The 11,564-nt window shown below is 67.6% G+C and carries 15 protein-coding genes; 7 read left to right on the top strand and 8 right to left on the bottom strand.

From position 1 onward, the window contains the following. Window positions 1-5: 5 nt before the first annotated feature. Window positions 6-1,085 carry a DNA polymerase IV gene (locus O6P37_RS16655; RefSeq protein WP_269895120.1) on the bottom strand — a complete coding sequence of 360 codons (1,080 nt, stop codon included), beginning with the start codon at window positions 1,083-1,085 and terminating at the stop codon, window positions 6-8. After that, window positions 1,085-1,687, bottom strand: a complete 603-nt coding sequence (locus O6P37_RS16650) for a TetR/AcrR family transcriptional regulator (RefSeq protein ID WP_269895119.1) — start codon at window positions 1,685-1,687, stop codon at window positions 1,085-1,087. Before O6P37_RS16650 ends, O6P37_RS16655 begins: the two co-directional genes overlap by 1 nt. Before the next feature lie 87 nt (window positions 1,688-1,774). Between O6P37_RS16650 and O6P37_RS16645 the strand changes: the two genes are divergently transcribed. Then, complete coding sequence (locus O6P37_RS16645) at window positions 1,775-2,317, top strand: NADPH-dependent FMN reductase (RefSeq protein WP_269895118.1); 543 nt, start codon at window positions 1,775-1,777, stop codon at window positions 2,315-2,317. Window positions 2,318-2,322: 5 nt separating this feature from the next. On the opposite strand, the gene O6P37_RS16640 is transcribed toward O6P37_RS16645, so the two are convergent. After that, entirely contained in the window at window positions 2,323-2,457 is a 135-nt protein-coding gene (locus tag O6P37_RS16640; protein ID WP_269895117.1) for a hypothetical protein, read from the bottom strand. 750 nt (window positions 2,458-3,207) lie between these two features. On the opposite strand from O6P37_RS16640, the gene O6P37_RS16635 reads away from it, so the two are divergent. The 4 genes from O6P37_RS16635 to O6P37_RS16620 are packed head-to-tail and all read left to right on the top strand — an operon-like array spanning window position 3,208 to window position 6,281. Then, window positions 3,208-3,450, top strand: a complete 243-nt coding sequence (locus O6P37_RS16635; protein ID WP_264012022.1) for a redoxin NrdH — start codon at window positions 3,208-3,210, stop codon at window positions 3,448-3,450. Window positions 3,451-3,490: 40 nt separating this feature from the next. Next, window positions 3,491-3,937, top strand: a complete 447-nt coding sequence (gene nrdI, locus O6P37_RS16630) for a class Ib ribonucleoside-diphosphate reductase assembly flavoprotein NrdI (RefSeq protein ID WP_264012021.1) — start codon at window positions 3,491-3,493, stop codon at window positions 3,935-3,937. Beyond that, window positions 3,907-6,072 (top strand): class 1b ribonucleoside-diphosphate reductase subunit alpha, encoded by a 2,166-nt coding sequence (nrdE, locus tag O6P37_RS16625; RefSeq protein ID WP_269895116.1) that lies wholly within the window; start codon window positions 3,907-3,909, stop codon window positions 6,070-6,072. The genes nrdI and nrdE overlap by 31 nt, the downstream gene beginning before the upstream one ends. Window positions 6,073-6,116: 44 nt before the next feature. Then, window positions 6,117-6,281, top strand: a complete 165-nt coding sequence (locus O6P37_RS16620) for a hypothetical protein (RefSeq protein ID WP_269895115.1) — start codon at window positions 6,117-6,119, stop codon at window positions 6,279-6,281. Window positions 6,282-6,299: 18 nt separating this feature from the next. Here O6P37_RS16620 and O6P37_RS16615 read toward each other — a convergent pair whose 3' ends face one another. Then, window positions 6,300-6,686 (bottom strand): DUF5997 family protein, encoded by a 387-nt coding sequence (locus O6P37_RS16615; RefSeq protein ID WP_269895114.1) that lies wholly within the window; start codon window positions 6,684-6,686, stop codon window positions 6,300-6,302. A gap of 28 nt (window positions 6,687-6,714) precedes the next feature. Here O6P37_RS16615 and O6P37_RS16610 point away from each other — a divergent pair, with 28 nt between their 5' ends. Next, window positions 6,715-7,428 (top strand): LysR family substrate-binding domain-containing protein, encoded by a 714-nt coding sequence (locus O6P37_RS16610; protein ID WP_269895113.1) that lies wholly within the window; start codon window positions 6,715-6,717, stop codon window positions 7,426-7,428. 15 nt (window positions 7,429-7,443) lie between these two features. On the opposite strand, the gene O6P37_RS16605 is transcribed toward O6P37_RS16610, so the two are convergent. From O6P37_RS16605 to O6P37_RS16590, 4 genes are all read right to left on the bottom strand, one after another. Next, window positions 7,444-8,070 (bottom strand): SMI1/KNR4 family protein, encoded by a 627-nt coding sequence (locus O6P37_RS16605; RefSeq protein ID WP_269895112.1) that lies wholly within the window; start codon window positions 8,068-8,070, stop codon window positions 7,444-7,446. Window positions 8,071-8,558: 488 nt separating this feature from the next. Continuing rightward, window positions 8,559-8,834, bottom strand: coding sequence for a hypothetical protein (locus tag O6P37_RS16600; RefSeq protein ID WP_269895111.1), 276 nt, complete (start codon window positions 8,832-8,834; stop codon window positions 8,559-8,561). A gap of 18 nt (window positions 8,835-8,852) precedes the next feature. Next, window positions 8,853-9,263 carry a VOC family protein gene (locus O6P37_RS16595; RefSeq protein ID WP_269895110.1) on the bottom strand — a complete coding sequence of 137 codons (411 nt, stop codon included), beginning with the start codon at window positions 9,261-9,263 and terminating at the stop codon, window positions 8,853-8,855. Between the two features lie 120 nt (window positions 9,264-9,383). Next, window positions 9,384-10,565 carry an NAD(P)/FAD-dependent oxidoreductase gene (locus O6P37_RS16590; RefSeq protein WP_264012011.1) on the bottom strand — a complete coding sequence of 394 codons (1,182 nt, stop codon included), beginning with the start codon at window positions 10,563-10,565 and terminating at the stop codon, window positions 9,384-9,386. 153 nt (window positions 10,566-10,718) lie between these two features. Between O6P37_RS16590 and O6P37_RS16585 the strand changes: the two genes are divergently transcribed. Then, window positions 10,719-11,459 (top strand): TetR/AcrR family transcriptional regulator, encoded by a 741-nt coding sequence (locus tag O6P37_RS16585; protein ID WP_264012010.1) that lies wholly within the window; start codon window positions 10,719-10,721, stop codon window positions 11,457-11,459. The last annotated feature ends 105 nt before the right edge of the window (window positions 11,460-11,564 follow it).

Raw genomic sequence — 11,564 nt, 5'->3', positions numbered from 1 at the left:
GCACGCTATGGGCCGCCACCGACAGCCACGCCGGGTGCCGCCGCGGCCGACGGCATCGCCAGCTCCAGCCGCACGCCGAGCAACCGCACGGGCCGGTCCAGCTCGAACTGCCCGAGCAGCGCCAGCGCCGTCTGCGTGATGGGGACCGGGTCGTTGCCGGGCGCGGCGAGTTTGCGGATCTTGGTGCGGGTGTAGAAGGTGCTGGTGCGCACCGTGACCGCCACCCGGGTCACCACCCGGCCCTGTGCGGTCACCTCGTCGAGGGTGCGGCGGGCGAGATCGACCACGGCCGAGTCGATCTCGGCGCGGTCGGTGAGGTCGTCGGCGAAGGTGACGACATGGCTGCGCGAGCGCGCCACCCACGGTTCGGCGGTCACGGTGGTGTCCCCGCCGCCCTTGGCCAGCAACAGGATCCACAGTCCGGTGGTGGGTCCGAACGCGGCGGTGAGCACGGTGGCGTCGGTGGCGGCCAGGTCCGCGACGGTCTCGATGCCCATCCCGAGCAGCTTCTTGGCGGTCTTCGGGCCGACGCCCCACAGTGCGTCGACCGCGCGGTCACCCATCACCGCCATCCAGTTGGCGTCGGTGAGGGTGAACACCCCGCCGGGCTTGCCGAAGCCGGTGGCCACCTTCGCGCGCTGCTTGTTGTCGCTGATGCCCACCGAACAGGCCAGCCCGGTGTGGGCCGCGACGCCGGTGCGGATCCGCTGCGCCAGCTCCTGCGGGTCGAGCGTGCCGTCCGGGTCGTCGACGCCGACGTAGGCCTCGTCCCAGCCCCACACCTCTACCGGGTGGCCGAAGTCCCGCAGCAGGCTCATCACCTCGTCGGACGCCGCGTCGTAGGCGTCGGTGTCGAGCGGCACGAACACCGCGTCCGGGCACTTGCGGGCCGCTGCGCGCAGCGGCATACCGGCGCGGATCCCGAACGCACGGGCGGGATAGGACGCACACGTGACGACCTTGCGCGCCTCGGTCGGGTCACCGTTGCCGCCGACGACCAGCGGCAGGTCGGCGAGGCCGGGGTTGCGGCGGATCTCGACGGCGGCCTGGAACTGGTCGAGGTCGACGTGCAGCACCCAGTGCATCAGGTGCCGCACAGCTTGCGCGCCACGGCCTCCCACGCATCGCCGAGCGTGTCGAGGGTGTGGCCCAGGTCGGCGAGCTGGTGTTCCACGTAGTCGGCGTCGAGGAGACCGAGCAGGGCATCGGCCTGGGCGTTGAGGTCGCCGGTGGTGCCCGCCGCCTCGAGCAGCATGCGGACGTGGGTGCGGTGCAGGGTGGCCGGCGCGCTGAAGCGGGTCTGCGGGTCCCGCGCCGCGTCGGACAGCAGCGCGTGGTGGGTGTGGACGAACCGCAGTCGGCTGCGTCCGTAGGCGAGCAGCCGCTCGAGCGGCGGCGCCCCGGGTCCCAGCGGCGGCGGGCCGAACAGGAAAGCCTGCTGTTCGGTCTTCTCGTCCTCGTCGAGCAGCACGATCATCAGGCCGGCCCGGCTGCCGAACCGGCGGAACAGCGTGCCCTTGCCCACCCCTGCGGCCGCCGCCACGTCGTCCATGCTCACCGCGTCCGCGCCCCGTTCGGCGATGAGATCGCGCGCGGCGTCGAGCAGCAGGGCACGATTGCGGGCGGCATCGCCTCGCTCCTGCGGCGCCTGCTGCGGCAGCGGCGTCGGGGGTTGCGTCGCGGGCATGCCCTCACTTTAAATCAGCGGGATGAAATCGGACTGTAGTCCGGTTCAACTGTGTGAAGATCCGTCCGGACGAATGAAGGGGTGCACATGTCGGATATCAAGGTGATCGTTCTGGTGGGGAGTCTGCGCGCGGCGTCGATCAACCGTCAGATCGCCGAACTCGCCGTGGAGGCGGCTCCGCAGGGCGTGACGCTGGAGTTGTTCGACCGGCTGGGTGAGCTGCCGTTCTACAACGAGGACATCGACAACGACGACGTGGCCGAGCCCGTGGTGGCGCTGCGGCGAGCGGCGGCCGAGGCCGACGCGGCGCTCGTCGTCACGCCCGAATACAACGGGAGCATCCCGGGAGTGCTCAAGAACGCGATCGACTGGCTGTCGCGGCCGTTCGGTGACAGCGCACTCAAGGGCAAGCCGCTCGCCGTCGTCGGCGCTGCGCTCGGGCAGTACGGCGGCGTGTGGGCGCACGACGAGACCCGCAAGAGCTTCGGCATCGCCGGGCCGCGGGTGGTGGAGGACCTCAAGTTGTCAATTCCGGCGAAGTCCCTCGACGGCAGGCACCCGCGGGAGAACGCCGAGGTCGCGGCGAACCTGCGCGACATCGTCGGCAAGCTGGTCGCCGAGGTCGGCTGAGGCCGCTACTCGCGGGGGCGCGGCCGCAGCGCGTGGTCGCGGTAGCGCTGCCAGCTGTCGAACGCCTCGCCGGCCGAATCGGGCTCGAGGAACACGCCGCTGCCGAGTGCGCGGGCGTCGAACCGTGCCGCCAACGCCATGGCGAGGTTCGCCGCGTCGCCCCCGGCCGCGGAACATCAGGGTGAAGCCGTTGACGGGTGCGTCGTCGGGCTCTCGTAGCGACGTCTCGACCGAGAAGCCGTCCCCGGTGCCCTGGCCCCAGCCGTCGGAACCCCAGGCCATGTCGGCGATCAGGGCGTCGATCGCGGCACGGACCTCCCCGGCCGTCCCGATGTCCTCCGGATGCCAGTCCGCCGGTATCTCCGCCGGCGTCGCTACGTGCTCCGGGAACCTCATGACGTACACGTCCCAACTCATGGGTCCAACCTAAGCGGGTCGGCGGACGTCGACGGTCACCAATCCGGCGCGCCCGTCGGCGTTTGCTGGAGCGCCTCGGGCGTTGCCCTGGTGCCGGGCCGTTGTCGGTGCCCGGTGGTAGACATCTCCCATCTTGCGACACGCGGCGCGTCATCGGGCGCGACACGCCGGGACTGCGGCTGTGCGTGGGCTTACGACCTGGGAATTCCAGAAATGTTATTCAGAACATCTGGTATCCCCTGGCTTTGTCGGACACCAGGTGTAGTGTCTTGCACACCGACAGACCCCCACGGTTCGGAGGTCGGCCGGAGCGCAGATCCAGTGGTCAGAGCATTTCGGCACCACCGGTCGAGCACCCCGGGCGTCCAGGAATTTTGTGAGTCTGCGGGTCGCTGAACTAGAGCGATATGCAGTCTCCGTTCCGTTGCCAGTCCGTTCGCCTCACCACCCGTCACACGCCCGAGGAGCCGTCAATGACCGTCACCGTTTACACCAAGCCGGCTTGCGTGCAGTGCAACGCCACCTACAAGGCGCTGGACAAGCAGGGCATCGCTTACGAGACGGTCGACATCAGCCTCGACAGCGAGGCCCGCGACTACGTGATGGCCCTGGGCTACCTGCAGGCGCCCGTCGTGGTGGTCGGCAACGACCACTGGTCGGGCTTCCGCCCCGATCGCATCAAGGCGCTCGGAGGAGCCGTCGCAGCGACGGCCTGACGGGGGTACACGCGAGGCAGGAAGGAGGGCGAACTCGATCATGACCGGCAACATCGTGTACTTCTCCAGTGTCTCGGAGAACACGCACCGGTTCGTCGAGAAGCTCGGCCTGCCCGCCACGCGCATCCCGCTGCGTGAGCGCATCCAGGTCGACGAGCCCTACGTCCTGGTGCTGCCGACCTACGGTGGTGGGCACGCCAACGGTCCGGATCCCGATCACGGGGGCTACGTCCCCAAACAGGTGATCGCCTTCCTCAACAACGAACACAACCGGTCGTTGATCCGCGGCGTCATCGCCGCGGGCAACACCAACTTCGGCGCCGAGTTCGGCTACGCGGGGGTCGTCGTCTCCCGCAAGTGCGCCGTCCCGTACCTCTACCGCTTCGAACTCATGGGCACCACGGACGACGTCTTCGCCGTCCGCGCGGGCCTGGAAGACTTCTGGAAGGACCAGACGTGTCACCAACCGTCACTGCAGAACCTGTAACCACCGGCGTGCACGCGCTTCCGGGCGAGACGGACTACCACGCGCTCAACGCGATGCTGAACCTGTACGACAAGGACGGCAAGATCCAGTTCGACAAGGATCGGGAAGCCGCGAACCAGTACTTTCTGCAGCACGTCAACCAGAACACGGTCTTCTTCCACAATCAGGACGAGAAGCTCGATTATCTGGTCCAGAAGGAGTACTACGAGCGCGAGGTGCTCGACCAGTACTCGCGCAACTTCGTCAAGACGCTGCTGGATCGGGCCTACGCCAAGAAGTTCCGCTTCCCGACGTTCCTCGGCGCGTTCAAGTACTACACCTCCTACACGCTGAAGACCTTCGACGGGAAGCGCTACCTGGAGCGGTTCGAGGACCGGGTGGTGATGGTGTCGCTGACGCTGGCCGCCGGTGACACGGCGCTGGCCGAGAAGCTCGTCGACGAGATCATCGACGGCCGTTTCCAGCCGGCCACCCCGACGTTCCTCAACTCGGGCAAGAAGCAGCGCGGCGAGCCGGTGTCCTGCTTCCTGCTGCGTATCGAGGACAACATGGAGTCCATCGGGCGCTCCATCAACTCCGCACTGCAGCTGTCCAAGCGCGGTGGGGGGGTGGCGCTGCTGCTGTCCAACATCCGCGAGCACGGCGCCCCGATCAAGAACATCGAGAACCAGAGTTCGGGCGTCATCCCGATCATGAAGCTGCTCGAGGACTCGTTCTCCTACGCCAACCAGCTCGGCGCGCGGCAGGGTGCGGGCGCGGTGTACCTGCAGGCCCACCACCCCGACATCTACCGCTTCCTCGACACCAAGCGCGAGAACGCCGACGAGAAGATCCGGATCAAGACGCTGTCACTCGGCGTGGTGATCCCGGACATCACGTTCGAGCTGGCCAAGAAGAACGAGGACATGTACCTGTTCTCGCCGTACGACGTGGAACGCGTTTACGGCGTGCCGTTCGCCGACATCTCGATCACCGAGAAGTACTACGAGATGGTCGACGACGCCCGGATCCGCAAGACCAAGATCAAGGCCCGCGAGTTCTTCCAGACCCTGGCCGAGCTGCAGTTCGAGTCCGGCTACCCGTACATCATGTACGAGGACACCGTGAACCGGGCCAACCCGATCGAGGGCAAGATCACCCACAGCAACCTGTGCTCGGAGATCCTGCAGGTGTCCACGCCGTCGGAATTCAACGACGACCTGTCGTACAAGAGGATCGGCAAGGACATTTCGTGCAACCTCGGGTCGCTGAACATCGCCAAGGCGATGGACTCCCCGGACTTCGCGCAGACGATCGAGGTGGCGATCCGCGGGCTCACCGCCGTTTCCGATCAGACGTCGATCACGTCGGTGCCGTCGATCGAGCAGGGCAACAAGGAGTCCCACGCGATCGGCCTGGGGCAGATGAACCTGCACGGCTACCTCGCCCGTGAGCGGATCCACTACGGCTCCGAAGAGGGCGTCGACTTCACCAACATGTACTTCTACACGGTGCTCTACCACGCGCTGCGGGCGTCGAATCGCATTGCGATCGAACGTGGTTCGAAGTTCGGCGGGTTCGAGAAGTCGAAGTACGCGTCGGGGGAGTTCTTCGACAAGTACACCGACCAGGTGTGGGAGCCGGCCACCGAGCGGGTGCGTCAGCTGTTCGCGGACGCCGACATCCGCATCCCCAACCAGGACGACTGGAAGCGGTTGAAGGAGTCGGTGCAGACGCACGGCATCTACAACCAGAACCTGCAGGCCGTCCCGCCGACGGGGTCGATCTCCTACATCAACCACTCCACGTCGTCGATCCACCCGGTCGCGTCGAAGATCGAGATCCGCAAGGAAGGCAAGATCGGTCGCGCCTACTACCCGGCGCCGTACCTGACCAACGACAACCTGGAGTACTACCAGGATGCGTACGAGATCGGTTACGAGAAGATCATCGACACCTACGCCGCGGCCACCCAGCACGTGGATCAGGGCTTGAGTCTGACGCTGTTCTTCAAGGACACGGCCACCACGCGCGACGTGAACAAGGCGCAGATCTACGCCTGGCGCAAGGGCATCAAGACGCTCTACTACATCCGCCTACGCCAGATGGCGCTGGCGGGCACTGAGGTGGAAAATTGCGTCAGCTGCATGTTGTGACGCAGGGTCTCTGACAGCAGAGTGTGGTGCGCGAGGATGTTGCGATGTCGACGACCGTCGAGGTCATTCTCGTCACCGCTCTGGTGCTTGGGATCGTCGTCGCCATGTTCGGCCTGATCTACGCGTGGGAGAAGTGGGCCCGGGGCAGTCGGCTGGAGCGCGGCGTCGATCGCTTCTTCGATCGCCTCAGCGACATGTTCTTCCGTTGACGCTGACCGCGGCGTCGCTCAGCTCTCGCGAGCCTGATCCTCGTGCAGTGCTTTGATGCGTCGTTCCTCGCGCTGCACGTTCTGATAGCTCTCGCGCTCGGCGATCAGCCACTCGGGCTTGTCTTCGAGCAGCTGATTGATCTGCTCGGTGGTCAGCGCCTCGGTGACGCCGCCGCGCGCGAGACCCGCGATCGAGACGCCGAGCTTGGCTGCCACGAGGTTCTTCGGGTGCGGCCCGTTCTTGCGGAGGTCCTTGAGCCACTGTGGCGGGTCCGCCTGCAGCGCGGCGATTTCCGACCGGGTGATCGGGTTCGCCTGGAATTCCGCAGGCGTCGCGGGGAGGTACACGTCCAGCTTCCTCGCCGCCGTGGCGGGTTTCATGAACTGCGCATTCGCCCTGCTCATGGCACAAGCCTATCGGTAGCCTGATGCGGTGGATCCGGCCTCGCTCACCCTCGGTTACGTCCCAGGTGGGACGCCCGCGAAGTGGGCCCGGATCTGGGCGGAGCGCCACCCCGACGTCCCGCTGCGGTTGCGCGTCGTCGTCGCGGCGGACGCGGCCGCCGAAGTCAGGCGGGGCGCCCTCGACGTTGCGGTGCTCCGGCTGCCGGCCGAGACGTCCGGGCTGGCCGTCATCCCGCTCTACGAAGAGATCACGGTCGCCGTGGTGCCGACCGATCACATCCTCACGGCCGCCGACGAGATCACCGCCGCGGACCTCGACGGTGAGCCCACGTTGCTCCCACGCGACGACGTCCTTGGCTGGGTGGACGCACCCGGCGCCCCGGTTGATCACCGGCCCGAGACCACCGGGGAGGCAATCGAACTCGTCGCCGCGGGGATCGGCACACTCCTGGTTCCGCAGTCGCTGGCGCGGCTTCACCACCGCAAGGACCTCACGTACCGCCCCATCACGGATGCGCCCACGTGTCCGGTGGCGCTCGCCCTCCGGGAGGGCCCGCAGCCGGTGCTGGTCGAGGAGTTCATCGGAATCGTGCGGGGCCGCAAGCCCGGTTCGTCGCGGACACAGGACCAGCCGGCACCGAAACGCACCGCACGGGAGAAGACCCTCGCCAAACAGGCGGCCCGCGCCGCTGCCGGAAAAGTCGCTCGCAAGCCGGGCCGGGCCGCGCGCGGGCGCCGCTGACACAACGTGCCCGCGTCAGTCGATCAGGTCCGACCAGAATTCGACGTGGCGTGCGGCGACCGGCGTCTGCGCAACGCCGGGGCTGACGAGGGACTCGACGTACTCGGCGATGTCTCGGCCCACGACGGTGACATCGGCCTGCACCACCGACAGAACGGGCGCGCCGGACGAGCCGGCACCGGCAGGCAGGTAGTGGTTCGAGTGCAACGGCAGCAGCCGGGGCGCGCGCGCCAGCTCGTAATTCGCCGTCCGAAGGGCATGTTTCATGCTTGCGGGCCGCTGCCCCCACGCCGGGGGCCAGAACGCACTCCATTCCACCGCGAACAGGATTCCGTCGAGCGGCAGTCGCAGCCGCTTGTGCAGGCTCCGGCGACCTTCGCTGCGCCAGTCCGGCCACGACGGGCCCACCGGTAGCCCCGCGGCGAGGAAGGCCCGGTGGTCGTCGGCGAAGGTGAAGCCCAACGCCTGCTCGACATCCGCGAGCTCGGCGTCCGTCAGGCCCTGTTCGATGGTCACCACGCCGGCGGCGGCCAGCCGAGCCGCCGCGGTCAACTCAGCGCACCGTCGGTCATCAACGGCGGCAGGCGCGTACAACGCCGCGGAGTCGTGCGGCGCGCGCAGGTCGTCGCATGCGATGGCCATGGACAGAAACACTAGAGGCGTCTGCGGACCCGGCGGGACGCCCATCCGCTGCTGCACATCGCCTCGCGACCAGGGGAGTACTTGCAAAGTGAAATGTCTTCTACCCCCGTCGCGCCGAGCGCTATCGATCTTGGCTCGCGTCGGTGTGTACTGGTCTTTCCACAGGGAGGGGAGCCCATGACATCGTTCCGGGGATTTGCTGTACAGAGTCTCATGGTGGCGGCTGCTGCGGCCGCGATCCTGGTCGGTGCGCCGATCGCAGGTGCGCAGCCCTTCGAGCCCGCCATCGACTGCGGCCCGCTGGAGCCGGACGAGGCGCCTCGGGCCCCTTGGCATCAGCAGGTATGCGATGAGCGCCAGCAGGGGCAGTAGTAGCCCGGCCTGCCCGAACTTCCCGACCATGAGGTCGCCCGCACTGACCGTCTGCTGACGGCTTCCCACCGACCGTGCGGGTGCCGCCGACATGTCGGCACGAGTTCGACGACGGTCTACACAGTCGACGCGGCCGGTGCGTCACCCGCCCGTAGGCTGTCCAGGAGCTGTCCCGCGTCGTCGTCGAGGTCGCGATGCCGCACCTCGACCGCAATGCCCGACTTGGCGCCGGCGAGCGCGGGCAGCAGGTGGTTCATCACCTGTTCGGCGGTCGCAGGCATCCGGCGTCCGCGTGTGGTCACCTTGGTCCACCGCTCGCCGTCGCGGAAGTAGTGCTCCACACCTGAATCGAAGCGCAGCGTCACGAGGTAACAGTCGTTGGTGAGTCGCATGCCCGGCACATTAGCCGCTCACCAGTCGTCGCCCGGCTGCCCCGGCAGGTAGGAGCCGATCGACCACTGCCGGCCCTCCGGGTCGAGGAGTTCGACGCGGTGATTGCCCCATGGCGTGGTCTCCGGCGGGATGAGCACCGTGGTTCCGGCGGCCGTCGCGCGGTCGTGGATCGCGTCCACGTCGGCGGCGTCGACCACGACGTACAGCCCGGAGCCCACACAGTCGCCCTTCACGGCCGGGATGTCGTATCCACGGTCGTCGCGCTGGATGCACACCACCGCGTCGCCGCGCCTGAGCTCGGCGTGGGCGAGGTGGCCGCCATCGCGGAAGCAGCGCACGACGTCGAACCCGAGAACCTTGGTCACCCAGTCGACCATCGCGTCCGGGTCGCGGTAACAGATGAAGGCGGTCAACTGCGCTGCGGTCACAGGAAAAGGTCTACCGAAAGGGTCCGACACGAAGAACGCCGAGTGTGGACCAAGCACGGAGAACGTGCCTGGGTCCACACTCGGCGGCGCCGATGAATCGGCGGGGCAGAAACTTCGGGGTCAGTACTTGTGCTGCGGGCCCTGCGCCTTCTTGTACAGCGACTTGAGCATGCGATCGCGGAAGAGCGCGTTGTCGATCAGCTTGATGCCGTTGTTCGCGACGGCGGGGATGCCTGCCAGCTTGTGGAAGTAGCGGCCGCGCTTGTACTCCCGGCCCCACGCCGCTTCCATCCGATTGGCGTAGTTGGTGAAGTCGTCGGGGCCGCCGTTGGTCAGCGCGGCGATGGCGCACTCGCCTGCGGCGAGCCCGGACTCCAGCGCCTTGGAGATGCCCGCGCCGGACGCCGGCTTACCCGCACCCAGCGAGTCGCCGGTGAACAGCACGCCCGGTCGCCACGGCGGCCACGCGGTGAAGCCCATCGGAAGTCGCCACGCCCGGACGCTCTTGTTCTTCTTGAGCTCCTCGATCGGCGGCAGGTCCCACTCGCGAGGCAGCGTGCGGAGGAACTCGCCGAGGAACTGGGTGGCGTTGATCGACTGCCAGTTCTTGTAGCTGTTGACGTAGCCCAACCCGATGTTGAAGATGCCGTCGCCCATCGGGAACACCCAGCCGTAGCCCGGCAACTGGTCGCCCTGGAACGCCAGCTTGAGGTAGATGTCGAGCGAATCGGAGTCCGGCCGGTTGGCGTGCATCTCCGACCGGATCGCGATGGCCTGGTAGCCGTTGTACTGCGAGTCGATCTTCAGCGCCCGCTTGATGGGGGAGTAGGCGCCGTCGGCCGCGATCACCGCGTCCCCGTAGACCTTCTCGCCGCCCTTGAGCACCACGCCGATGACCCGGCCGTTGGCGTCGACCTCGGGTCCGGTGACCTCGGCGCCCTGCCGGACCTCGGCGCCCGCGGACTCCGCGTGCTTGAGCAGCACCGTGTCGAGGTGGGTGCGGCTGACCGTGTGGCCGTGGTCGGGCATGCCGGGCCGCGTCGGGAACGACAGTTCCCACTGGCTGGGGCTGAACACCGTGACCCGGTTGACCCGGTGGTAGGTGGCCACCTCGTCGGCCAGGCCCATCTTCTGCAGGTAGCTGACCGCGCGGGCGGTCAGGCCGTCGCCGCACGGCTTGTCGCGCGGGAACTCGGCCTTGTCCAGGACCACGACCTTCGCGCCGGTCTGGGCGGCCTGCCAGGCGGCGGCCGAACCCGACGGTCCACCGCCGGCGATCACCAGGTCGTATCGCTGCGTCATACTTCTCGTCTCGTCGATTGAGCTGTCGCAGCGATAGTACCCAAGTCGGGGGAACCGGTCTCCCCGGGCGAACCGCAGGCCAGCGGCGGTAAGGAATGCGTCACACGCCGCCTATGAGCAGGTCAGCGGCTACGAGGCGGGTACAGTGAGCCCGTGCGACGAGGGTCGAGGTCACGCACCGGTGACGAAACGGGCGCCAAGGTGGACGCCCGTAGCGAACGCTGGCGCGAACACCGCAAGAAAGTGCGGTCGGAGATCGTCGACGCCGCGTTCCGGGCGATCGACCGGTTGGGCCCCGATCTGAGCCTGCGCGAGATCGCCGAGGAGGCCGGGACGGCCAAGCCCAAGATCTACCGCCACTTCGCCGACAAGTCCGACCTGTTCCAGGCGATCGGCCAGCGGCTGCGGGACATGCTGTGGACGGCGATCTTCCCGTCGATCGACCTGAACTCCGACCCGGGTCGCGAGATCATCCGGCGCAGCGTCGAGCAATACGTGCGGCTGGTCGACGAGCACCCCAACGTCATCCGCTTCCTGATCCAGGGCCGCTTCGCCGAGCAGAGCGAATCGACCATGCGCGCGCTCAACGAGAGCCGCGAGATCACCGTGGCGATGGCCAGCATGTTCGACAAGGAACTGCGCGAGATCGAGCTGGACGCCGACGCGCTGGAACTGGCCGCCTACGCCGCCTTCGGCTCGATCGCCTCGGCCACCGACTGGTGGCTCGGCCTCGGCGTCGACACCCCGCGCCGGATGTCGACCGACGACTTCGTGGCGCATCTGACCACGATCATGGTCGGCGCGATCGGCGGCACCTGCGACCTGCTCGGCATCAAACTCGACCCGGATCTGCCGCTGCACGAGGGCGTCCGGCGCCGCGAGAACGTCGCCTGAACGACACGCCGCAAACCCAATATCTTGGGTTCCCTCGAGGTGTCGGACACTACGAGTAGTGTCGCTAGTGGCTATAGAGCGGCTATAGCGGACGTGCGAAAAGCC

It is taken from the genome of Mycobacterium hippophais (genome assembly GCF_027529605.1).
Taxonomy (GTDB): Bacteria; Actinomycetota; Actinomycetes; order Mycobacteriales; family Mycobacteriaceae; genus Mycobacterium; species Mycobacterium arseniciresistens.
Note: the sequence above shows the minus strand (reverse complement) of the source record. Positions and strands in the feature narration are given on the sequence as shown.

What these genes read in the sequence shown, in the direction of transcription:
- O6P37_RS16655 (WP_269895120.1), bottom strand. Translation starts at nt 1,085, where the DNA reads ATGCACTGGGTGCTGCACGTCGACCTCGACCAGTTCCAGGCCGCCGTC.
- O6P37_RS16650 (WP_269895119.1), bottom strand. Translation starts at nt 1,687, where the DNA reads ATGCCCGCGACGCAACCCCCGACGCCGCTGCCGCAGCAGGCGCCGCAG.
- O6P37_RS16645 (WP_269895118.1), top strand. Translation starts at nt 1,775, where the DNA reads ATGTCGGATATCAAGGTGATCGTTCTGGTGGGGAGTCTGCGCGCGGCG.
- O6P37_RS16640 (WP_269895117.1), bottom strand. Translation starts at nt 2,457, where the DNA reads ATGGCGTTGGCGGCACGGTTCGACGCCCGCGCACTCGGCAGCGGCGTG.
- O6P37_RS16635 (WP_264012022.1), top strand. Translation starts at nt 3,208, where the DNA reads ATGACCGTCACCGTTTACACCAAGCCGGCTTGCGTGCAGTGCAACGCC.
- nrdI (WP_264012021.1), top strand. Translation starts at nt 3,491, where the DNA reads ATGACCGGCAACATCGTGTACTTCTCCAGTGTCTCGGAGAACACGCAC.
- O6P37_RS16620 (WP_269895115.1), top strand. Translation starts at nt 6,117, where the DNA reads ATGTCGACGACCGTCGAGGTCATTCTCGTCACCGCTCTGGTGCTTGGG.
- O6P37_RS16615 (WP_269895114.1), bottom strand. Translation starts at nt 6,686, where the DNA reads ATGAGCAGGGCGAATGCGCAGTTCATGAAACCCGCCACGGCGGCGAGG.
- O6P37_RS16605 (WP_269895112.1), bottom strand. Translation starts at nt 8,070, where the DNA reads ATGGCCATCGCATGCGACGACCTGCGCGCGCCGCACGACTCCGCGGCG.
- O6P37_RS16600 (WP_269895111.1), bottom strand. Translation starts at nt 8,834, where the DNA reads ATGCGACTCACCAACGACTGTTACCTCGTGACGCTGCGCTTCGATTCA.
- O6P37_RS16590 (WP_264012011.1), bottom strand. Translation starts at nt 10,565, where the DNA reads ATGACGCAGCGATACGACCTGGTGATCGCCGGCGGTGGACCGTCGGGT.